The organism is Streptomyces sp. CNS606 (assembly GCF_000426325.1).
This window is the reverse complement of record NZ_AUFD01000012.1, coordinates 1-24,765: the sequence shown is the minus strand read 5'-3', so window position 1 is coordinate 24,765 and position 24,765 is coordinate 1. Positions and strand designations below refer to the sequence as shown.

The following is a 24,765-nucleotide window of genomic DNA, read 5'->3' as shown; positions in this document are numbered from 1 at the left end:
AGGCCCGCGACCGTGGGCGAACACCAAGACATCGAGGCGCCTGCACCGATCGGCGTCGTCGGCGCGGGGACCATGGGCGCCGGCGTGGCCCAGTGCTTCGCACAGGCCGGCCGGCCCGTGGTCGTCGTCGACCCCCACGAGGCGGCCCGCCGCGACGGAGCGGCCCGGCTGCGCTCCGGGATGCGGCTGCGGCGGCTTCTGGGCGGCGGCGGGGACGCGGCCCCGGCCGACGCCGCCCCGGTCGAGTTCTCGGCCGACCCGGGCGATCTCGCGCAGGCGTCCTTCGTCGTCGAGTGCGCGCGCGAACGCGAGCCGCTGAAGGAGGAGATCCTGCGCGAGCTGGACCGGGTGTGCGGGCCCGACACCATCCTCGCGTCCTGCACCTCGGCCATCCCCATCGCCCGGCTGGCGTCCTTCACCGGCCGCCCCGACCGGGTGATCGGCACCCACTTCATGAACCCCGCACCGGTCAAGGACGCGGTCGAGGTGGCGTGTTCGGCCCGCACGAGTGAGGAGACGCTGGGGCGCACCCGGGACCTGCTGGCGGCGATCGGCAAGAAGCCCGTCGTCGTCGGGGACGGGCCCGGGTTCGTCACCAACCGCGTCCTCATGCTGACCATCAACGAAGCCGCCGCGGTCCTGGACCAGGGAACCGCGGACGCGGAGACGGTCGACCGCGTCTTCCGCGAGTGCTTCGGCCACCCGATGGGGCCGCTGCGCACCGGCGACCTCATCGGCCTGGACACCGTCGTCGACACGCTCGACGTCCTCCGCACGCACACCGGGGACGCACGCTTCCGGCCCTACCCGCTGCTGGCCGGGCTCGTCGCCGAAGGACGCGTCGGCCGCAAGGCCGGCCGCGGCTTCCACTCCTATCCGCAGAGCCCTCTTGTCGCACGGGGAGAGACCAGCCATGGCTGACCACCACACTGCGCGCACCGCGATGTCCGAGGCCGGCCGGGAGGCGTGGACTCCGTCCGCCGACGGCGGCGGCCACGTCGCCGAGGTCGTGGAGATACGCGGACCGCTCGACACGGCGGCCTTCGAGGAGTCCGTACGCACCGTGGTGCGCGAGAGCGACGCGCTGCGCATGCGCCGGGCCGGGCAAGCCGACGACGCCGACGGCCCCGGCGACGGACGTCACGCCGCTCTCCGGCCCGACCCCGACGCCGACCTCCCGCTCCCCGTGATCGACTTCGGCGCCGACCCCGACCCGGAGTCCGCCGCCGCGGAGTGGGTGCGCGCCGAGACGGCCCGGCCCCCGGGGGATGGGGAGGCGCTGTCGCGGCAGGCCCTGCTCCGGCTCGGCCCGGACCGCTTCCACTGGTTCCACCGCCACCACCCGGCCGTGCTGGACCGCTTCGGCTGCCACCTGGTCACCCGCCGCGTGGCCGAGGTCCACACCGCCCGGACCGAGGGATGGCCGCACCAGGAGCACGCCCTCCCCCCGCTGTCCCTGCTGCGGGACGAGGAGCGGGCGTACCGCGCCTCCGACCTGCGGGACGCGGACCGCGACCACTGGCTGGCGCGGTACGCCGACCGCCCCGAGCCGGCGTCCCCGGCCACCGGGCCGGCCGGATCCGGTGCGGCCGACGGCGAGCCCGTCACGTCCCGCCCCGCGCCCCTCTCCGCCGAGGAGAGCACCCGGGTGCGGGCGGCCACCCGGAGCACCGGCACCGACGCCGTCGCGGTGCTGGTCGCGGCCGTCGCCGCGTACGTGCACCGCCTCACCGGCAGCACCGACGTCGTCCTCGGCCTGCCCGTGGACGGCCGCACCACCCGCGCGTCCCGGCGCGTCCCCGGCGCCGCGGGAGACGTCGCACCGCTGCGCCTGACCGTGCGCCCCGGCACGTCGTTCACGCGCCTGGCGCGGCAGGCCGCCCGGGAGATCGCCGACGTCCGCCGGCACCAGCGGTTCCGTCACGCGGAGCTGTGCCGCGAACTCGGCGTCACGGGCGGTCCGCTGTACGGGCCCGTCGTCGACGTCCGCCTGCACGCCCAGGAGGTGCGCTTCGGCGACCACCCGGCCCGCGTACGCCGTCTCGGCGGCCCGCACGCTCCGGACCTGCGCATCGTCGTCGACGAGGACACCGCGGAGAGGACGCTGTCCGTCGCTTTCGTCGGGGCCGCCGACCGCTACACCGCCGCCGAGGCCGACGCCCACCGCGAGCGGTTCGCACGGCTGCTGACCGGTGCCGCCGCCGAACCCGGGCGCGCCGTGGCCGCGTTCGACCTGCTCGGCGCCGACGAGCGGCGCTCCGCACTGACCCTGAGCGACGGCGGCGGCCGCACGCAGCGCCCCCGCACCCTGCTCGAACTCCTCGACTCCGCGGCCGCCCGGCACGCGGACGCCGTGGCCGTCAGCGACGTTTCCGGCAGCCTCACCTACCGCGAACTGCACGAGCAGGCCAATCGGCTGGCCCGGCTGCTCGTGGCCCGCGGCGCGGGACCCGAGCGGACCGTGGGGCTGCTGCTGCCCCGCTCGGCCCGGACCGTCGTGGCGATGCTCGCCGTGCTCAAGGCCGGCGCCGCCTACCTGCCGCTCGATCCGTCCTACCCCGCCGAACGGCTGCGGTTCATGCTCCGCGACGCGCGGCCCTGCTGCGTGGTGACGGACACCGCAGCCGGCCACGACGAGGCGCTCTCCGGCGCGCCGGTCCTCACCCTCGACGCGCCGGGCACCGCCGCCGAGCTGCGCGACGCCTCCCCGGCGCCGCTCGCCGACGCCGACCGCCGCGCCCCGCTGCTGCCCGCGCACCCCGCGTACGTGATCTACACCTCCGGCTCCAGCGGCACGCCCAAGGGCGTGGTCGTCGCCCACCGCAACGCCGCCGCCCTGGTCGCATGGGGCCTCGCGGAGTTCGGGCCCCGGAGCCTCGCACACACCCTCGCGGCCACGTCGTTCAGCTTCGACGTGTCGGTCGCCGAGATCTTCCCCACCCTGGCGCACGGCGGCCGGGTCGAGGTCGTCCGGAACCTGCTGTCGCTCATGGACGGCGACCCGCCGCGCTGGTCGGGCGGGCTGGTGTGCGCGATCCCGTCCGTCCTCGCCAAGCTGCTGGACGGCGGCGACCTCGACCTGTCCGCCGCGACGCTCGCGCTGGGGGGCGAGGCGCTGCCGGCCCCGCTGGCCGACCGGGTCCGCGCCACCCTGCCCGGCACCCGGCTGATGAACGTGTACGGGCCGACCGAGGCGACGGTGTACGCCACCGCGTGGACCGACGGGCCCGACCCCGACGGGCTGACCCCGCCCGTCGGCCACCCGCTGGGCCACGTGCGCGCCTACGTGCTCGACACCGCGCTGCAGCCGGTCGAGGCCGGACGGCCCGGGGAGCTGTATCTGGCGGGTGCCGGGCTGGCCCGCGGTTACCTGCACCGTCCCGGGATGACGGCCGGCCGCTTCGTCGCCGACCCGTTCGGCCCCGCGGGCGAGCGCATGTACCGCACCGGCGACCTCGTGTGCCGGCGGGAGGACGGCCGGCTCGACTTCCTCGGCCGGATGGACGGGCAGGTCAAGGTCCGCGGCTTCCGGATCGAACTGGGCGAGGTGGAGGCCGTGCTGGGCCGCCACGCCGACGTGGCCGAGGCGGTCTGCGTGGTACGGGACGACGCGGCCGGCGAAGCCCGCCTCGTCGCCTACGCGGTACCCGCCGGGCCGGCCGGTGCGGAGCCGGCCGCGCTGCGGGCCTGGTTGGCCGACCGGCTCCCCGCCCACCTGGTCCCCGCCCACGTCTCGGTTCTCGACACCCTGCCGCGCACGCCCAGTGGCAAGCTCGACCGCCAGGCCCTTCCCGACCCCGGCCCCGACCCCGGCCCCGGCCCCGGCGCCGGCGCCGACGCCGCCGCGGCGGCCGGTACGGCCCCCGCCGCCCTCCCGACGCCTGCGGAGGACCGCCGGACCGAGCCGGAGCAGCCGGAGCGGCCCGAGCAGCCCGAACTGCGGTGGACGCCCGACCCGCCGGAGCGGGCGACGGCATCCGCCCAGACCCAGCCCCAGACCCAGCCGCAGACCCAGCCCCAGACCGAGACCGGCGCCCGGACTCCTGCCGAGGTCCCGGCCGGGACCTCGGCCGAGACCACCGCCGGGACCCCTGTCGAGAAGCCCGCCCCGGCGCCCACCTCCCGTGAGGAGATGGTCGCGGCCGCGTTCGCCTCGGTGCTGCGCGTCGCCGAAGTCGGTTCCGACGACGGCTTCTTCGACCTCGGCGGCGACAGCATCGTCTCCATCCAGCTGGTCAGCCAGCTCCGGAAGGCCGGTCTGGTCCTCACCCCGCAGGACGTGTTCGAGCACAAGACCGTTCGCGCCCTCGCGGCGGTCGCCCGCGAGACCGCCCGCTCGACGGGAGGCCGCGGTTCGTCCGGTACGGGCGACGTGCCGCTCACCCCGATCGTGCACTGGCTGCGGGAACTCGGCGGCCCCGTCGACGGCTTCCACCAGGCCGCCCTGCTCCAGGTCCCCGGCGGGCTCCGGGAGGACCTGCTGACGAAGGCGCTGCAGACGCTCCTGGACCACCACGACGCGCTGCGGATGCGGCTGCACGTCTCCGACGACGGCGCCTGGCGTCTCGTCGTCCGGCCGCCCGGCTCGGTACGCGCCACGGCCTGCCTCCGGCGGATCGACGTGTCGGGGCTGGACGGCGACTTCGCCGCGACGATCGGCCGGGAGGCGGCACGGGCCAAGCGGGAGCTGGACGTCCGCGCCGGCACGATGGTGCGGCTGCTGTGGCTGGACGCCGGCCAGGACACCCCGGGCCGGCTGATGCTCATGGGCAACCACCTCAGCGTCGACGGCGTGTCCTGGCGCATCCTGGTCCCGGACCTGTCCTCCGCCTACGAGGCGTTCGAGGCCGGGGACGAGCCGCGGCTCCAGCCGGTCGAGACCTCGCTGCGGCAGTGGAGCCGTGCGCTCTCCGCGCAGGCCAACGAAGAGGAGCGGCTCGCCGAACTGCCGCTGTGGACCGACATGCTGGCGGCCTCCGGGCCCGAGCTCGCGAAGCGTCCGCTGGACCCGGCGCGGGACACCACCGCCCATGCGCGTTCCCACGTGCTCACCTTCGGTGCCGAACGCGCCCGGCACCTGTTCACCACCCTCCCGGCGGCCTTCCACTGCGAGATCAACGACGTGCTGCTCACCGCGCTCAGCCTGGCCGTGCGCCACACCCTGGGCACCGAGGGCGACGTGCTGATCGACGTGGAGGGGCACGGCCGGGAACCGGTCGTCCCCGGCGCGGACCTCTCGCGCACCGTCGGCTGGTTCACCAGCATGTACCCCGTGCGGCTCGCGCCCGGCGAGGCCGCGCCGGACGACGGACCCGCGCTGGGAGCGGCGCTCCGGCGCATCAAGGAGCAGCTGCGGGCCATCCCGGACAAGGGGATCGGCTTCGGCATGCTGCGCTACCTCAACGAGCGGACCTCCGGCCGCCTCGCCGCCGCGCCCCCGAGGGACATCGGCTTCAACTACTTCGGGCGCTTCATGCTGCCCGCCGCCGCGGGGGAGAGGGACTGGGCTCCCGCGCCGGAGACCACCATGAGCGCCGGCGCCGACGCCGAGATGCCGCTCACCCACCCGCTGTCCATCAACGTCCTCACCCAGGACGCCGCCGACGGCACGGAACTGGCCGTCTCGTTCGTGTGGCCGGACGGCGTCGTCGAGGAACCGGTCGTGCGGCGCATCGCCGACGCCTGGTTCGCGGCCCTGGACGCGCTGTCGGCGTACGCGGCGCAGCCCGGCGCGGGCGGGCGCACGCCGTCCGACTTCCCGCTGGTGACCCTCGAACAGCGGGAGGTCGACGCGCTGGAGCAGGCGCACCCCGACCTGGAGGAGGTGCTGCCGCTGTCCACGCTGCAGGCCGGCATGCTCTACCACGTCCTGCTCGGCGAGATGGCCGACGAGACCGACGGCCGGGACGAGACCGACGGCTGGGACGGGACGGACGCCGCGGACGACGAGAGCCCCGGGGACGACGGGGTCCACCTGTACACGGTGCAGCTGGCGCTCGACCTGGAGGGCGCGGTGGACGCGGCACGCATGCGCGACGCCGGTCAGGCGCTGCTGCGGCGCCACGGCAACCTCCGGGCGGCGTTCGCCCACGAGGGGCTGCGCCAGCCCGTGCAGGTGATCTGCGGGGGGACCCGGCTGCCCTGGCGGGAGGAGGACGTCAGCGCGCTGTCCGCGGACGAGCGGGAGCGCGAGGTGCGGCGGCTGATGCGGGTCGAGCGGGGCCGCCCGTTCGACCCGGCCACGCCGCCGATGCTGCGCATGATGCTCGTCACCACGGGCGAGCGGAGCTGGACGCTGGTGCTCAGCACCCACCACATCCTGCTGGACGGCTGGTCGTTGCCGGTGCTGGTGCGCGAGCTGTTCGCGCTCTACCGCAACGCCCTGGAGCCCGCCGGGGACACCGCCGCCGGCCTGCCCGCCGTCACCCCCTTCCGCGAGTACCTCGCCTGGCTCCAGCAGGTGGACACCGCCCAGGCGGAGGCCAGCTGGCGCGAGGCGCTGGACGGGCTGACCACGCCGACCCGTCTCGCGGCGGACGAGGGCGGCACCAGGCCGCTGCCGCCGTCCCACGTGACGGCCGAACTCACCGAGGAGACCACCACCGCCCTGGTCGACATGAGCCGCCGGCACGGCGTGACCCTCAACACCGTGCTCCAGGCGTGCTGGGGCGTCCTGCTGGGCGGGACGACCGGCGGCGACGACGTGGTGTTCGGCTCCGTGGTGTCCGGACGGCCCGCCGAACTGCCCGGCGTCGAGACGATGGTGGGACTCTTCATCAACACCGTGCCGACCCGCGTACGGCTGAACGCGCGGGACTCGCTGGGCACCCTCTTCGTGCGGCTCCAGCAGGAGCAGACCCGGCTGATGCCGTACCACCACATCGGGCTCGGCGACATCAGGCGTATCACGGACATGGGTGACATGTTCGACACGGTGATGGCCTTCGAGAACTACCCCATCGAAGGCGTGCTGGCCGACCCGGCGCCCGGGCTCACCCTCACCGGCGCCAGCGGCGACGACGCCCCGCACTACCCGCTCGGGCTCATCGTCTCGGCGCGGAGCGAGCGCCTCTTCCTCCGCTTCGACCACCGCCCGCACCTGATCGAACGCGACCGGGTCAAGGACCTCGCCGACCGCTTCGTGCGTCTGCTGACCACGGCGGCCACCGACCCGGCGCGGAGCCTGGGCGACGTACGGGACGAGGAGGCCGGGGCGAAGACCGCCCGCACCGGCGGCGGGCAGCCGCCACGGACCGGGCGCGGCGACGCCCGGCGGACGGCTCCGGAGCCCGCCGGGGGAGACGCCGGCGGCACCGGAGTGCTGCTGCCGCTGCGCGAGTCCGGGAGCAGGGCACCGCTGTTCTGCGTGCACCCCGCGGGCGGGATCGCCTGGTCGTACGCCGGGCTCACCACCTCGCTGGGCGAGGACCAGCCGCTCTACGGACTCCAGGCGCGCGGACTGGAGGCGCCGGAGGTGCTGCCCGCGACGCTGACGGACATGGCCGCCGACTACCTGGCCCAGGTGCGGCGCGTGCAACCGGAGGGCCCGTACCACCTCCTGGGCTGGTCGTTCGGAGGGCTGGTCGCCCACGAGATGGCCGTGCAGCTCCAGCGCGACGGCGCGCGCGTCGGCCTGCTGTCGCTGCTCGACGCCTACCCGGCCGGTCCGCCGGCCGGCTCCGGCGAAGGCGGGGCCGAGGACCGGGACGCGTGCCGGGCCGAGGACGGCGCCGCACCCGCGGACGGCGGGGTCGGCGCGGTGCTGAGCATGGTCCTGGAACTCTTCGGCTACGACCAGGCGACCTGGGCGGGCGAGACGCTGACCTACCCGCGGTTCATGGAGATCACCCGTGACCGCACCGGTCAGCTCGCCCTGTTCGACGAGGCGCGCATCGAGGCCATCTGCCGCATCTCCCTCAACAACGGCATCCTGGCCCGCTCCCACACCCCCGGGCGGTTCGCCGGTGACGCGCTGGTCTTCACGGCCAGCGAGACCGACCCGCAGGTGGCGGCCGACCTGTGGCTGCCGTACCTGGACGGCGGCAAACCCGAGGTCGTCCCCGTCGACCACACCCACGGCCGGATGGGACGGGCCGACGCCCTGGCCGGGATCGGCCGGGCACTGCTGCCGCGCCTGCGAGGGACGGGCGCATGAGCGTGCTCCCCTCCCCGGGCGCCGCACGGGAGGGGCACCCAGGGGTGCCCCTCACCACGGCACAGTCCGGCGTGTGGCTGGGCCAGGCGCTCGCGCCGCACTCCGCCCGCTATCACGTGGGGATCGGCGTCGAGGTCGACGGACCGCTCGACGCCGGCACGTTCCGCACGGCGTTCCAGTGGACGATCGCCGAAGCCGAGGGACTGCGCGTCCGGTTCGCCGTCGCGACCGACGGCGAACCCCGCCAGCACCTCGGCCCGTTGCCCGGCTGGGACGTTCCGTGCGTGGACGTCGGCGGCGAGCCGGACCCCCGGCGCGCCGCCGGCGCATGGATGCGCGCCGACCTGGCGCGCCCCTTCGACCTGGAGCGGGGGCCGCTGTTCCGCGGCGCGCTGCTGAAGCTCTCCGGCACCCGCTCCTGCTGGTATCTGGGCGCGCATCACCTGGTGCTCGACGGCTTCAGCTCGTCCCTCTTCGCCCGCAGGCTCGGCGAGGTCTACGCCGCCCTGGAGGCAGGACGGCCGCCACCGTCGGCGGGCCACCTGGCGCCGCTGACGACACTGCTCGAAGAGGAGGCCGCCTACCGCGACTCGCCCGCGTACACCGCCGACCGCGCGTACTGGCTGCGGCGTACCGCCGACCGGCCCGACGCCGGCGACCTGCGCTGGAGCACCCCGTCCGGTCACGGGGAGGGCGACGCGTCCGGTCTCGCGCTGCGCCGCGACGCCGTGCTCCCGGCGGCCGCCTGGCGGGAGGTGCGGCAGCGGGCCCGGCGGCTCGACGTGCGCTGGCCCGCGCTGGTCGCTGCCGCGGCAGCCCTCCACCTGCGCGCCCGCACGCACGCCGACCCCGGCGGCCACGGTCACGGCGCGGACGGCCACGGTGAGGTGACGGTGGGTCTGCCCGTGACCTGCCGGGCGGGCGAAGCCGTCCGCACGGCCCCCGGCATGCTCTCGAACGTGGTGCCGCTGCGCCTGCCGGCCGAGGCCGGCCTGCCCGTGCCCGACCTGGTGCGCGCGACCGACGCCGAACTGTCCGCAGCCCTCGACCACCAGCGGTACCGCATCGAGGACCTGCGCCGCGACCTCGGCCTGACCGGTGCGGGACCGCGCCGGGGGCCGGGCGGACGGCGTCTGTTCGCCATGACGGTCAACGTCCTGCCCTTCGACTACGGCGGGACGTTCGCCGGACGGCCCATGGTCATGCGCAACATCGCCGTCGGCCCGGTCGAGGACCTGTCCCTCACCGTCCACCGCGACGGGCTGGGCGGCGGACTGCGCGTCGTCCTCGACGCGGACCCGGCCGGCTTCACCGGCGGCGAAGCCGCCGGTGAAGCACGCCGGTTCGCCCACCTGCTGCGCCGGCTGGCCTGCGCCCCCGACCTGCCCGCCGACGGGATCGATCCGCTCACCCCCGGCGAACGGCGGCTGTTCGTGCCGCGCCCCGCCGCGCCCTCTCCCGCCCCGCCCCCGCCCTCTCCCGCCACGCTCCCTCAGCTCGTCGAGCAGTGGGCCGCGCGCACCCCGGAGGCCCCGGCGGTCACCGCGGGGCGGACCGTGCTGTCCTACGGTCGGCTCAACGACCGCGCCAACCGGCTCGCCAGGTCGCTGCTGGACCGGGGAGCCGGACCGGAACGGACCGTCGCCGTCCGGCTGCCGCGCTCCGCCGACCTGGTCACCGCGCTCCTCGCCGTGGCCAAGACCGGCGCCGCCTACCTGCCGCTCGACCCCCGCTGGCCCGCCGAACGCCTCCGCACGATCCTGAACGACGCACGCCCCGTCCACACCCTCACGCCGGACGACCTCGCCGTACTGGACCGCGAGCCGGCCCCGGCGGGCCCGGCCGGCCCCACGGACGCGGACCGCCGCCCAGACCCGCCGGCCCCCGCGCATCCCGCGTACGTGATCTACACCTCCGGCTCCACCGGACGCCCGAAGGGCGTGGTCGTCCCGCACCACGCCGTCGTGTCGCTCCTCCGGGACGCGGCGGCCTCCTTCCGCTTCGGCCCCGAGGACGTGTGGACGCTCTTCCACTCCTGCGCGTTCGACTTCTCCGTCTGGGAGATGTGGGGCGCCCTCGCCCACGGCGGCCGCGTCGTCGTGGTGGACCACGACGACGCCCGCTCGCCCCGCGCGCTGCTGGACCTGCTCGCCCGCGAGCGCGTGACCGTGCTCAACCTGACGCCGTCCGCCTTCCACTCGCTCGACCGCGCCGACGCCGAGGACGCCGGCCCGGAACGTGGCCTGGCGCTCCGTCAGGTGATCTTCGGCGGCGAGCCCCTGCACCCCGAACGCCTGCGGGCCTGGCGGCGACGGCACGGCGACGCCGCGCCCGCCATGACCAACATGTACGGCATCACCGAGACCACCGTCCACGCGACCCGGCTCGACCTCGCACCGCACCACCTCGCAGGGCGCGGCAGCCCGATGGGAACCGCCCTGCCGGGACTGCGGCTCCACCTCCTCGACCACCGGCTGCGACCCGTACCACCCGGCACGACGGGCGAGTTGTACGTGGCGGGCACCGGCGTGGCACGCGGCTACCTCGGCCGGCCCGGGCTGACCGCCGCCCGGTTCGTCGCCGACCCCTTCGGCCCTCCGGGCACGCGGCTGTACCGCTCCGGCGACCTGGCCCGGTGGCGTGCCGACGGCGGACTGGAATACGCGGGGCGGGCCGACGCCCAGGTCAAGGTGCGCGGCTTCCGCATCGAACCCGGCGAGGTGGAAGCCGCGCTCGCGGACGCGCCCGGCGTGGCACAGGCCGCGGTCGCCGCGAAGACCGGCCGCACGGGGGAGGAGGCCCGGCTGGTGGCCTACGTCGTGCCGGGGGACCGCGGCGAGCCCGGCGGCGTCGGCGAGCCCGGCGCCGTCACGGAGCCCGGCGGCTGGGAGGCCCGGCTGCGCGCCCACCTCCGCGACCGGCTTCCCGACCACCTCGTGCCCACCGTCTTCGTCCGGACCGGACGTCTGCCGCTGACCCCCAACGGCAAGCTGGACCGTGCGGCACTGCCCGACCCCGGCGTGCGCCCCTCCGCCCACCCGGCACCGCAGCGCGCGGCGACGGCCGGGGAACGGCAACTGGCGGCGCTGTACGCGCAGGTGCTCGAGGTGGAGCGGGCCGGACCGGAGGACGGCTTCTTCGACCTCGGCGGCGACAGCCTCCGCGCGACCCGCCTGGTCGCCCGCGTGCGCGCCGAGATGAACGCCGACATCGACGTGCGCGACGTGTTCGCCCACCCGACGGTCGCCGCACTCGCCGCCCGCCTCCGCCTCCGCCCCCGCCCGGCCGCCCCGGCCGAGCAGCGGCCGGCGCCCGCCGCAGGCCCCCGACCGCGCCGCGCCCCGCTGTCCCCCGCGCAGCGCCGCCTCTGGGCCCAGCAGTCGCTCACCGGCCCCGACCCGGCCTACAACATCCCGCTCGTGCTGCGCACATCGGGCCCTCTCGACGAGGCCGCGCTGCGCCGCGCGGTGCTCGACGTGGCCACCCGCCACGAACCGCTGCGCACCGTCGTCACCACCCGCGGCGACCACCCCGAGCAGCACGTGCTCGACCCCTCGACCGCGGCCCTGTGGCAGCCCGAGGCCGTCACCGGCCCCGAAGAGCTGGACGACGCGCTGGCAGCGGCCGCCCGCCACGCGTTCGACCTGGAGAAGGAACCGCCTCTGCGGGCCCAGCTGTTCGCCCGCGGCCCCCGGCGACACGCCCTGCTTCTGCTGCTCCACCACATCGCCTGCGACGCGGCCTCGCTCGAACCGCTGCTGGCCGACCTGGCCACCGCCTACACCGCACGCCGCGCCGGCCGGCAGCCGGACTGGCCTCCGCTGCCCGTGCACTACGGCGACCACACGCGGCGGCAGCTCCCCCCACCGGAGCCCGCCGCCGGCCTGGACCACTGGACCGCCGCCCTCGAGAACCTGCCGCGGCGGCTCCCGCTGCCCACCGACCGCGCCCCGTCCCCCGACGGCGACGACGGAGCCGGCGACGGCGTGCCCTTCCAGGTGCCCGCCGGGGTGCACCAGCGCCTCGCCGACCTCGCCGCCGCCGGGGGAGCCAGCCTGTTCATGGTGGTGCACGCCGGCCTGGCCGCCCTGCTGACCCGCCTCGGCGCCGGCACGGACATCCCCGTGGGCACCGCCGTGGAGGGCCGCGGCGATGTCGGCACGGACCGCCTCGTCGGATGCTTCGTCAACACCGTCGTCCTCCGCACGGACACCTCCGGAGCCGTCACCTTCCGCGAACTCCTCGCCCGCGTACGCGCGTCCGACCTCGCCGCCTTCGCCCACCAGGAGGTGCCCTTCGACCTGGTGGTGGACGCCGTCGACCCGGAACGCAGCGCGGCGGGACAGCCGCTCTTCCAGGTGATGCTCACCCTGACGCCTGCTCTGCCCGAGCACCTGTCCCTGCCCGGGCTGGACACCTCCGTGAGCGCCCTCGCCACCGGCACCGCCAAGTTCGACCTGTGCCTCAGCGTCCACGAACACCGCGACCCCGACGGGCGGTGCCGCGGGCTGGACGGCCGGCTGGAATACCGCAGCGCCCTGTTCGACCGGGCCACGGCCGCGGCGATCAGCCGACGGCTGGGGCTGCTGCTGGACCAGGCGTCGGCCGATCCCGACGGGCCGGTCCACCGCCTCGACGTGCGGGACGCCGACGAGCGCCGCCTCCTGGCCGCGTGGGGCACCGGCGCGCCCCTGCCGGGCTCCGCCCGGTGCTCCGTTCCCGAGCGCTTCGCCGCACAGGTGCGCGCGACCCCGGACGCCGTCGCGGTGCGCGCCGCCGGCACGACCCTGACCTACCGGCAACTGGAGGCGCGCGCGGCGGAGTTCACCCGGCGGCTGACGGGCTGCGGAGTGGCGGCCGAGACGCCGGTGGCCGTCGACCTGGAACGTTCCACGGACCTGGTGGTCGCCCTGCTGGCCGTCCTCGGGGCCGGGGGAGCCTACGTGCCGCTCGACCCGCGGGCGCCCCGCGCCCGGAGGGAACGGGTCGTCGCCGAGTCGGCGGCCGCGCTGCTGGTCACCCGGGAGGGGCGCGACGGCGACCGGGCGTGGCCGGGCGGGCCCCGCGTCGTCGCCGTGAGCGCCGCGACGGACCCGGCGCACCCCGAAGCCGGGACTGCGACGGAGCCGGACCCGGCGCCCGTACCGGACCCCGCCGCGCTGGCCTACGTGATGTACACCTCCGGCTCGACGGGCACTCCGAAAGGCGTCGCCGTCACCCACGCCGACATCGTCGCCCTCGCCCTCGACGGCGCCGCACCGGACCGGACGCCGCGGCGTACCCTCCTGCACTCCCCGCACTCCTTCGACGCCGCCACCTTCGAACTCTGGGGACCGCTGCTGACCGGCGGCACCGTCGTGGTGGCTCCACCGGGCGACCTGGACGTGGAACGGCTGGAACGGGTCGTCACCGAGGAGAAGGTCACCACCCTGTGGCTGACGGCCGGACTCTTCCACCTGGTCGCGCAGGAGAAGCCCGGCGCGCTGCGCACCCTCGAGGAGATGTGGACCGGCGGCGACGTGGTCTCCCCGCCCGCGGTCCGCGCAGTGCGTCGGCACTGCCCGTCCACGCGCCTGGTCAACGGCTACGGCCCCACGGAGACCACCACGTTCGCCACCCGGCACACCCTCGCCGCCGGCGACGTGGAGCAGCCGCACGGCGGATCCGGGATTCCCGTCGGGCGCCCCCTGGACGGCACCCGGGTCCACGTGCTGGACGACACGCTGCGGCCCGTCCCCGCCGGTGTGGCGGGCGAACTGTACGTGGCGGGCGCCGGGGTGGCCCGCGGCTACCTGCACCGGCCCGGCCTCACCGCGGAACGGTTCGTCGCCGACCCCTGCGGGCCGCCCGGGGCGCGGATGTACCGCACCGGCGACCTGGTCAAGTGGCTCCCGAGCGGCGCCCTGGCGTTCCTCGGCCGCGCCGACGACCAGGTGAAGCTGCGCGGGTTCCGCATCGAACCGGACGAGGTGGCCACCGCGCTGACCGGCCACGGCGGCGCCGGCCAGGTGGCTGTCGTGGTCCGGGAGGACCGGCCGGGGGAGCGGCGCCTGGTCGCGTACGTCGTCCCGGCCGAGGGAGAGGCGGTGGACTGGCCCGCCCTGCGGAGCCACGCCGAACGGCTGCTGCCCGACTACATGGTGCCCGCGGCCCACGTGACGCTGGACCGGCTGCCGTTGACCCGCAACGGCAAGCTGGACCGGGCTGCGCTCCCCGCGCCCCACCCGGCCGCGCCCCAGCCCACCGGCACGGCCCCGGCCACGGACCGCGAGAAGGTGCTCTGCGACCTCGTCGCCGACCTGCTGCGCGTCCCCGAGCCGGGCGTCACCGACCGCTTCTTCGACCTCGGCGGCGACAGCATCACCGCCATCCAGCTGGTCAGCCGGGCGCGCGCCGCAGGACTGCGGTTCACCGTCCGGGACGTCTTCAAGCACCCCACCGTGGCCGAACTCGCCACCGTCGCACGGGCCGTTGCGTCCGGGGGGCGGAACGCGCGCAGCGCGGACGGCGGTCCGGCGGCGCCCGGCCCCGAGGAAGGCGGGCCGGTTCCGCTCACCCCGGTGATGAGCTGGTGGCGCGAACACGGCGGCGAGACCGTGCGGTTCAGCCAGTGCATGACGCTGCGGGCACCCCTCGGGCTCGACCGCGACCGGCTCGTCTCCGCCCTCCAGGTGGTCCTCGACCACCACCCGGCGCTGCGGCTGCGCTTCGACGCCCCCGAAGGGCCTGCGGAGCGGACCGCGCCGTGGAGCCTCCACGTCCAGCCGGCAGGCGCCGTACGGGCCGAGGACTGCGTCGCCCCGACGCTCACCACCGGTGCGGAGGACGGCGAACGGCTGCCCGCGGCCGTACTCGCCCGGGCCACGCACGAGGTGCAGCAGGCGCTCGACTCGCGGGCCGGGCGCATGGTGCGGGCGGTGTACGTCGACGGGGGGCCGCACCGGCACGGGCGCGTCGTGCTCGCCGTCCACCACTTCGCCGTGGACGGGGTGTCGTGGCGCATCCTGCTGCCGGATCTGGCTGCGGCCGACGCCGCCCTCATCTCCGGGCGGCGCCCCGAACCGCCCCCGGCCGGCACCTCCCTCACCCGGTGGGCACGCCTCCTCGCCTCCCAGGGCGAGAACGGCTCGCGCGCGCGGGAGACGGCCCTGTGGACCGCCGCCCTCGCGGGCGGCGCCGCGGAATGGGCCGACACCCCCGCGCACGGCGGCGGTGTGGGCCGGCTGCGCGCACACCTGCCACCCGAGCGGACCCGTGCCCTGCTGACCGAGGTCGGGGCCGCCTTCCGCTGCGGTGTCGAACCGGTCCTCCTCACCGGCTTCGCCCTCGCCGTGGAGGAGTGGCGCCGCCGCCGCGGACTCGCCGAGGGGGACGTCCTCCTCGACCGCGAGTCCCACGGCCGTCCCGAAACGGACGGCGTCGACCTCTCCCGCACGGTCGGCTGGTTCACCAGCGTCCACCCGGTACGGCTGCCGCGGACGGGATGCGCCTGGAGCGACGTGCTGGGCGCCGGGCCGGCCCTCGGCCGCGCACTGAAGGAGGTGAAGGAGAGGCTGCTGGCCGTCCCCGAACGGGGAGTCGGCTACGGCGTGCTGCGCTATCTCGACCCGCGGACCGGACCCCGGCTCGCCGGCCTGCCGAGCCCGAAGCTGGGCTTCAACTACCTCGGCCGCTTCGCCGCGTCCGCCGAGGAGGACTGGTCGGTCACCGGCGACGCCCTCGGCCCCGGCGACGACGCCCCCGGCGACGACGTCCCCGCACCCGCCGGCGACGCCCCGCCGCCGGACGCGTCCGCGCTGCCCGGCGGCCACTGCCTCGACCTCAACGCGCTGACGGCCGACGGCCCCGACGGGCCGGTGCTCAGCGCGGAGTGGTCCTGGACGGCCGGACTCTTCCGGACGAGCGAGATCCGGGAGCTGGCGGAACTGTGGTTCGCCGCCCTGGACGGGCTCGTCGCCCTGGCCGCCGGCCCGCACGCCGGCGGACTCACGCCCTCCGACCTGCCCCTCGTGCGGCTGCGGCAGGCGGAGATCGAGCGGCTGGAGGCGGCGTACCCGCCGGTGACCGACGTCCTGCCCCTGACGCCGCTCCAGGAGGGGCTGCTCTTCCACGCGCTGTTCGCACCGCAGAGCCCCGACGTCTACCAGGCCCAGTTCGTCGTCCGGCTCGGAGAGCGACCCGATCCGGACCGGCTGCGCGCCGCCTCGCGCGCCCTCCTGGCACGCCACCCCCACCTCGGCGCGGCGTTCGTGTACGACGGCACGAGCCGGCCGGTGCAGGTGGTCTCCGGCGACGTCGAACCGCCCTGGCGGGAGGTCGACCTGACCGGCGTGGCACCCGGCCGGCGGGAACGCGTCTTCGCCCGTCTGGCGCACGCCGACCTGCGCCGCCGCTTCCCCCTGGACCGGCCACCGCTGCTCCGGTTCACCCTGTTCGCCTGCGGCGCCGACGACCACCGGATCGTGCTGACCAACCACCACCTGCTGCTGGACGGCTGGTCGATGCCGCTGCTGCTGCGCGAACTGTTCACCCTGTACGCCCACCGCGGCGACGCCGGCGCGCTGCCCCCGGTCACGCCCTACCGGTACCACCTGGCCGCCCTCGCGGAGCTGGACCGGGACGCGGCGCGCGAGGCCTGGCGGGAGGAGCTGTCCGGCATCGCGGAGTCGGCCGGGCTGACCTCCGGCGCGGCCGGCGTGGGGACGCTCCCGCCCCGGTCGATGCCCCTCGTCCTCGCCGATCCGCCGGCGGACGCCCTGCGACGTGCAGCGTCCCGGGAGGGCCTCACCCTCGGGAACCTGCTGCTGGCCGCCTGGGCGATGGTCCTGGCCCGCCGTGCCGAGGCACACGACGTGACCTTCGGCGTCACCGTCTCCGGCCGCCGGCCCGAAGTGCCCGGCATGGACGCGATGATCGGGCTGTTCATCAACACGGTCCCGGTACGGGTGGCGCTCGATGCGGAGGAGACGGTCTCCGGCCTGCTCCAGCGCTTCCAGCGGGAGCAGACCCGCATGCTGCCCCATCACCATCTGGGGCTGAGCGACATCCAGCGGCTGGCGGGACGCGAGCTGTTCGACACCCATGTGGTCTTCGAGAACTACCCCCTGGACGAGGCCGGGCTGCACGACGGTGCTCCGGGCCTCCGCGTCCAGGCGATCGAAGGGCGGGACGCCGCGCACTACCCCCTCACGCTGGTCGCCTTCGCCGGCGAGGGCGGCCTGGCGCTCCGGTTCGACCACCGTCCCGACGTCGTCCCCCGGGCCCGCGTCGAGACGCTGGCCGCCGACCTGGAGGACGTCCTGCGGGCCTTCGCCACCGCGCCGGAGCGCATGGTCCGCGACGTGCTGAGGGCGGCTCCCGCCGGCCCGGAGGACGCAGGCGTCCGCCACGTACCGGTCCCCCGGACGGGTTAGAACCGGTGGCCGCTCCACGCGCTGCGGGGCGAGAGTGGCACGGGTGGAGCCGCTGTGCCACGGCCCCCCACGCCGCCCTGGAGGGAGACGCCCTGTGCCCGGTCACCGCCCGCGGTACGGCCGACGGGCACCCGGCCGTGCCCCGGCGCGGCGGGACGGCCGCGGCCCGTGACGCACCCGGGGACGCTGATCCTGATCATGGCCGTCGCCGTGCTGGCGCCGCTTCTCGCGCACGGCGTGGGACGGCGCGTGCCCGTGCCGCTGGTCATCTTCGAGATCGCCCTCGGCATCCTCGTCGGGCCGCAGGTGCTCGGCTGGGCGCGTACGGGCCAGGTCCTGGACACGCTGGCGGATCTCGGACTGGCGATGCTGATCTTCCTTGCCGGGTACGAGATCGACTTCACGGCCGTGCGCGGCGACACCCTGCGCCGCTCCACCTGCGCCTGGCTGATCTCCCTCGTCCTCGCCCTCGGGATCGCCCTGCTGATGAGCGGCGGCGAGACGTTCGAGAGCTTCGTCATCGGCACCGCGCTGACCAGCACGGCGCTCGGTACGGTCCTGCCGATCCTCCGGGACCGGGGTCAGCTGCACGGCCGGTTCGGAACGGTGATGTCCGGCTTCGGCGCGGTGGGCGAGTTCGGACCCGTCATCGCCATCGCGCTCCTGCTCAGCGGACGACGGCCGGCCGAGTCTGCCCTGCTGCTCGTCGCGTTCGGGGCGATCACGGCCGTCGCCGTGCTCTGGGCGCTGCGACCGCGGCCCGCCTGGTTCGCCCGGTTGACGGAGGTCACCCTGCACGGCAGCGGCCAGTTCGCGGTCCGCTTCGTCATGCTCCTGCTGGCGTGCATGCTGGGCCTCGCCGAGGTCTTCGGCCTCGACGTGCTGCTGGGCGCCTTCGCCGCGGGCGTCCTCACCCGCCTCGTGATGCACGACGCCGCACCCGCGAGCAGCGCCGAGGTGCTCGGCAAGGTGGAGGCGATGGGGTTCGGCTTCCTCGTCCCGCTGTTCTACGTGGTGACCGGCATCGAGTTCGACCTCCAGGCGCTGCTCGACGACCTGGGCGCCCTGCTGCTGGTGCCGGTCTTCCTGGTGCTCTTCCTGCTGGTCCGCGGGGCGCCGGTGTACCTCCTCGCGCCACGCGACCTCGGCACGGCCGACCGGGCCGCCCTCGCGCTGTTCGCCTCGACCTGCCTGCCCCTCGTCGTCGCCCTCACGACCATCGGCACGGACCAGAAGGTCATCGGCACGCCGGAGGCGGCCGCGCTGGTGGGCGCGGCGATGCTTTCCGTGCTCCTGCTCCCCCTGTCGGCGATGGGGCTGCGGTCCGGGAAGAAAGCCCGGCCGGAGTCGCAGGCTCCCGGGGAGTCCGAGGCCTGGTGACGCCCCCGGGGCGCACGCCCCGGGCGGGTCACGCCGGAGTCGCGCGGTCAGGGTCCCAGGCGGACCGTCATCTCCACGGAGACCTCGTCCCCCGGTGCGAGGCCCTGCGGTGCGCGCACGGCCTTCTTGAGCGGCAGCAGATAGCCGCCGTCCTTGGGGAACAGCGAAGTGGTGAAGTCGACGGTGCCGATCCGGGCCTCGACGGGGATGACGCCCCAGCCGTACGTGGCGGCCGCCGCCACCTCCCGGATGTCGGCGGACTGCTCCTCGGGCACCGGGACGAAGAAGAACGGCGCGGGCCCCCGCCATTCGACGACACGGCCGGCGAAGGAGACGTCCATGGTGGGTCCGTTCGTCGTGGCCGTGACCGGGCCCGCTCAGCGTACTCCCACGGCCGGCACACGGCGGAGACGGCAAGACGCGCCCTCGCGCGCGGACGAACGATCTCGGAAAAGGTTGCTGTGACGTTGGCCACAAAGTTACCCGCCGGTCGTCACTCTGTGATTCCATGCACATGACAATCCGTGCCGGACCTGTTCACTGACAGCCAGTCAGAAGCGTGGCAGAAGAGTCCTAGTGGGGACCCTGGTCTTTCCGGCTGTGCGCCCTCCTGGTTCGACCACCCGGGAGTGCATGACGGAGGGTCAGTACCCACGAGTAGTCAGCCGGTCCGCACCGGGCTGCGCCTCGCCGGGGGAACTTCAGGCAAGCGTCAGTTTCGTCGATTCGTGTAGTACGGGAGCATTCATGCGGACGCATGAGTCAGGCACCTCCGTCGCGTCGTCGCGAGCGAGTGTGCTCATCGCCGTGAATCCAGTGCAGCGGCCCTCGCCGCGCCTCACCGCCGCCGCAGCCCGCGCGGGTGCCCTCGGCGTCCTCGAACTGCCCCTCGGCGGTGCGGGCGCAGCACGCGAGGTGCTCGACCTCACGACCCGATGGGCTCCCTCCCCGTTCGGCGTGCGGGTGCGCCCCGGCTGCACCGTGACGGGCGACGACCTGCCCGGCCCCGCCGAGACGGTGCTGCTCGCCGACCCGGAGCGCTCTCCGTCGGAGTTCGCCGGACGCCGGGTGCTCGTCGAGGTCGTCGACCGGGACGAGGCACGGCGGGCCGCAGCGGCGGGAGCCGACGGCCTGATCGTCCGCGGCGCCGAAGCAGGCGGTCGCGTCGGCGAGTTGAGCACCTTCGTGCTGCTCCAGCACGTCCTGGCCGACACCGGGCTGACGCTGCCCGTCTGGGCCTGGGGCGGCATCGGCCCGTGCACGGCCGCCGCCGCTCTCGCGGGCGGCGCCGCAGGCGTCGTCCTCGACACCCAGCTCGCACTGCTCGACGACGCCGCGCTGCCGGCCGAGGTCACCGACGCGGTGAGCAGGCGGGACGGCTCGGAGACCACCCTGCACCACGGGACGCGTGTCCTGCTGCGCCGCGGCCCCGGCGCCCCGGAACTGCCCCGCGACCGGGCGGAGTTCCTGTCCCGGGTCGGCGGCGACGACCTCCGGGAGCAGTTCCTGCCGGTCGGACAGGACGTCTTCCTCGCCTCCGAGTTCGCCGCGCGCTGGTCCACCGTCGGCGAGGTCGCACGGGGCATGCGCGCGGCGCTCACCGCGGCGCTGGAGGACGACGCACCGGCCGGAGCGCTGGGCGCCGGCTCACCGGGGGCGCGCGCCCTCGGCACCGCGCTGCCCCTCGCCCAGGGCCCCATGACCCGCGTCAGCGACCAGGCGGAGTTCGCCGAGGCCGTGGCCGGCCAGGGCGCGCTGCCGTTCCTCGCCCTGGCCCTCTCCGGCCCGGAGCAGACCCGCACCCTGCTGGAACGCACCCGCGACGCACTGGGCGACGCGCCCTGGGGCGTCGGCATCCTCGGATTCGCCGACGAAGAGATCCGCTCCGCCCAGCTGGAGATCGTGCGCGAACTGCGCCCGACCCACGCGATCATCGCCGGCGGCCGCCCCGCACAGGCCGCCGCACTGGAGGAGGACGGCATCGCCGCGTTCCTCCACGTGCCGTCCCCCGGCCTGCTGCGCCAGTTCCTCGCCGCCGGCGCACGCCGGTTCATCTTCGAGGGAGCGGAGTGCGGCGGGCACGTCGGGCCGCGGAACAGCTTCCCGCTCTGGGAGGCGCAGGTCGGCGTCCTGCTGGAGTACCTGGAGACCGCGCGCCCGGACGAAGCCGCCCGGCTGACCGTGCTGTTCGCCGGCGGCGTGCACGACGAGCGGTCCGCGGCGATGGTCGCGGCGCTCTCCGCACCGCTGACCCGCGCCGGCGTCGCCTGCGGGCTGCTGATGGGCACCGCCTACCTCTTCACCGAGGAGGCGGTGGCGGCCGGCGCGATCCGGCCCCTGTTCCAGCGGCAGATCCTCGCCGCGGAGCGCACCGACCTGCTCGAGACCGCGCCCGGGCACGCCACCCGCTGCGCCCACAGCGGCTTCACCGCCGACTTCGCCGGGCTCAAGGAGGAACTGAGCGCCGGAGGAGTCCCCGACCGGGAGGCGTGGGAACAGCTCGAGCGGTTCAACGTCGGCAGGCTCCGGCTGGCCAGCAAGGGCATCGAGCGGGTCGGGGCCGAACTGCGCCCCGTCGACGAGGACCGGCAGGCCGGCGAAGGCATGTTCATGGCCGGCGAGGTCTGCGTGCTGCGCAGCGAGGTCACCACCGTCGCCGCGCTGCACGAGTGTGTCGGGGACGGCGCCGCCCGCTGGCTGCGCGACCGGGCCGCACGGCTGCGCGAGGAACTGGGCATCGCCCCGGCGGAGGACACCGCCCCCGAGCCGCTGCGGATCGCCGTCGTCGGCATGGCCGGGATGTTCCCCGGCGCCCCGGACACCGCCGCCTTCTGGACCAACGTGCTGGCGGGCCGCGACTGCGTGACCGAGGTCCCCGGCGAGCGCTGGGACACCGACCTCTACTACGCGCCGGACGGCGACGGCGAGCAGACGCCGTCCCGGTGGGGAGGCTTCCTCCCGGAGATCCCCTTCGACCCGCTGCGGTTCGGCATCCCGCCGGCCTCCCTCACCAGCGTCGAGCCGGTGCAGCTCCTCGCACTGGAAGCGGCCCGCCGCGCCCTGGCGGACGCCGGCTACGAGGCGCCCATGGACCATGCACGCACCTCGGTGGTGTTCGGAGCCGAGGCCGGCAGCGACCTGTCCAACGCGAGCGTGCTGCGCACCGTGCTGCCCTCGTACGTCGGCACGCTCCCCGCCGAACTGGACGCCCAGCTGCCCCGGCTCACCGAGGACTCCTTCCCCGGCGTGCTGGCCAACGTCATCGCGGGCCGGATCGCCAACCGGCTCAACCTCGGCGGTGCCAACTACACCGTCGACGCCGCCTGCGCGTCCTCGCTCACCGCCGTCGACGTGGCGTGCAAGGAACTGATCACCGGCACCAGCGACATGGTGCTCTGCGGCGGCGCCGACCTGCACAACGGCATCAACGACTACCTGCTCTTCTCCTCGGTGCACGCCCTCTCCCCGTCCGGCCGCTCCGCCACCTTCGACGGCGACGCGGACGGCATCGCCCTCGGCGAGGGCGTGGCCTGCGTGGTCCTCAAGCGGCTCTCCGACGCGGAGCGCGACGGCGACCGGATCTACGCCGTGATCGACGGCGTCGGCAGCGCCAGCGACGGCCGCGCCCTCGGGCTGACCGCGCCCCGTCCCGAAGGTCAGCGGTCCGCGCTCACCCGCGCCTACCGCAACGCCGGGGTCTCCCCGGCCGACGTGGGCCTGCTGGAAGCGCACGGCACCGGGACGGTCGTCGGCGACCGGACCGAACTGACCACCCTGACCGAGGTGTTCACCGAAGCCGGTGCCGCGCCGGGCACCTGCGCCGTCGGCTCGGTGAAGTCGCAGATCGGCCACACCAAGTGCGCCGCCGGACTGGCGGGCCTGATCAAGACCACCCTGGCCCTGTACCACGGGGTCAAGCCGCCGACGCTGCACATCCGGCAGCCCAATGCGGCCTGGGAGGGAGACCGCAGCCCGTTCGTGTTCCACGACGCCGCACGCCCCTGGGCCGCCGACGCGGCCGAACGCATCGCGGGCGTGAGCGCCTTCGGATTCGGCGGCACCAACTTCCACGTGGTGCTGCGCGCGTACGACGACGTGCCGCCCGCGCACTCCCGCGACGAGTGGCCCGCCGAACTGTTCACCTTCCGCGGCCAGGACACGGCGGGGGCCCGCCGCGCCGCCAAGGCGCTGCTCTCCCTGACGGAGCGCGGCGGCACCTGGCGGCTGCGGGACTACGCACGCTGCGCCTCCCGGCGCAGCGACCTGGCGGCCGCTCGCGGCGAGCAGGTACGGATCGCCCTGGTCGCGAAGGACCTGGACATGCTGGCCGCGCAGCTGCGCCACGCGGCGGGCGACGGCTCCGGGACCCCGCCCGAGGGCGTGTTCACCGCGGACCTCACCCCGGAGGGGGACACGACGGGCGCCGGGCCGCTCGCCTTCCTGTTCCCCGGGCAGGGCAGCCAGCGTCCCGGCATGCTCGCGGAGTTGTTCGTCTCCTTCCCCGAACTCCAGCGCTACCTCCACCTGGGTGCGGACTGGGCGGAGGCGCTCTATCCGCCGGCGGCCTTCGACGAGCGGGCGCGCGCCGAGCAGCTCGCCCGGATCACCGACACCGCCGTCGCCCAGCCCGCGCTCGGCATCGTCGAACTCGCCGCGGCGGAACTGCTGTCGGGCGTCGGGGTGCGTCCCGGCATGGCGGCCGGCCACAGCTACGGCGAACTGGTCGCGCTCGCCGTCTCCGGCGCGCTGTCGCCGCAGGACCTGCTGACGGCCAGCGCCCAGCGGGCGGAGGCCATACTGGCGGAGGTCCGCGAGGGCGATCCGGGGTCGATGGCGGCCGTCACCGCCACACCGGAGCAGGTCACCGAGGTGCTGCGGCTGTCGGAGCTGGACGGGGACGTCGTCGCCGCCAACCGCAACTCCCCCCGGCAGACCGTGATCTCCGGGCCGTCGGAGCCGGTGGCCGCCGCAGTCGGCCGGCTGCGGGACGCCGGCTACTCCGTGAAGCAGCTCCAGGTGGCCTGCGCCTTCCACAGCCCGCTCGTGGCCGGTGCGGGAGCCGCCTTCGCCGAGCGGCTGGACGCGCTGACGGTCCGCGCGCCCGGCCTCGACGTCTTCGCCAACCGCACCGCCGAGCCCTACGCGGCCGACGCGGACGCGGTACGGGCCGGGCTCGCCGCCCAGATCGGCGCGCCGGTGCGGTTCGCCGACCAGGTCGAGGCCATGTACGCCGCCGGAGCACGGACGTTCCTCGAAGTGGGCCCCGGGCGCGTGCTCTCCCGCCTGGTCGACGACGTGCTCGGAGACCGGCCGCACCGCACCGTCCCCCTCCAGGGCTCCCCGAACTCGGGGCTGACCGACTTCCTCACCGCTCTGGCCCAGCTGGCCGTCGCCGGGACCGACGTGCGGACCGGGCGGCTGTTCCAGGGGCGCGACACCCGTGACCCCGAGACGGAGACCGCCCTTCCCCCGGCGGGCTGGACGGTCGACGGCCACCTCGTCCGCCGCGCCGACGGCACCTACCCGCCCAACGCCCTGCAACCCGCCCGCCCCATCACGGGAGTGATCGTGTCGGAGACCCCCGCCACCACCGGCGCCCCCCAGTCCGGTCCGGACGCGCTGATCGCCGAGTTCCTGCGCACCAGCCGGGAGATGGTCAGCGCCCAGCGTGACGTCCTGCTCGGCTACCTGGGCGCCGGGGAGTTCACCCCCGCCGTGCCGCAGCCCGCCGTCGCCCCGGCGGCGCTGCCCGCCGCCGCACCTGTCGCCGCTCCGGCCGCTGCCGCGCCGGCTGCTGCTTCCGCTGCTTCGTCGGTT

General features: G+C 75.7%; 6 protein-coding genes. 5 read left to right on the top strand and 1 reads right to left on the bottom strand.

Going from position 1 to position 24,765, the window contains the following annotated elements; translation table 11 throughout:
- Window positions 1–12 precede the first annotated feature (12 nt).
- From K304_RS0109735 to K304_RS0109720, 4 genes are all read left to right on the top strand, one after another.
- Window positions 13–921: a 3-hydroxyacyl-CoA dehydrogenase family protein gene (locus K304_RS0109735; RefSeq protein WP_486591615.1), complete on the top strand. Its 909-nt coding sequence runs from the start codon at window positions 13–15 to the stop codon at window positions 919–921.
- On the top strand, window positions 914–8,155 hold the full coding sequence (locus K304_RS31670; protein ID WP_051308198.1) for a non-ribosomal peptide synthetase: 7,242 nt from the start codon (window positions 914–916) through the stop codon (window positions 8,153–8,155). Before K304_RS0109735 ends, K304_RS31670 begins: the two co-directional genes overlap by 8 nt.
- Window positions 8,152–17,568 carry a non-ribosomal peptide synthetase gene (locus tag K304_RS28195; protein ID WP_078528863.1) on the top strand — a complete coding sequence of 3,139 codons (9,417 nt, stop codon included), beginning with the start codon at window positions 8,152–8,154 and terminating at the stop codon, window positions 17,566–17,568. The genes K304_RS31670 and K304_RS28195 overlap by 4 nt, the downstream gene beginning before the upstream one ends.
- Before the next feature lie 168 nt (window positions 17,569–17,736).
- Window positions 17,737–18,948, top strand: coding sequence for a cation:proton antiporter (locus K304_RS0109720; RefSeq protein ID WP_027763592.1), 1,212 nt, complete (start codon window positions 17,737–17,739; stop codon window positions 18,946–18,948).
- A 47-nt stretch (window positions 18,949–18,995) separates the two neighbouring features.
- Here K304_RS0109720 and K304_RS0109715 read toward each other — a convergent pair whose 3' ends face one another.
- Complete coding sequence (locus tag K304_RS0109715) at window positions 18,996–19,289, bottom strand: DUF1905 domain-containing protein (RefSeq protein ID WP_027763591.1); 294 nt, start codon at window positions 19,287–19,289, stop codon at window positions 18,996–18,998.
- A 406-nt stretch (window positions 19,290–19,695) separates the two neighbouring features.
- Between K304_RS0109715 and K304_RS0109710 the strand changes: the two genes are divergently transcribed.
- Window positions 19,696–24,765 (top strand): type I polyketide synthase (locus tag K304_RS0109710; RefSeq protein WP_027763590.1); only part of this gene is annotated, 5,070 nt, incomplete at its 3' end.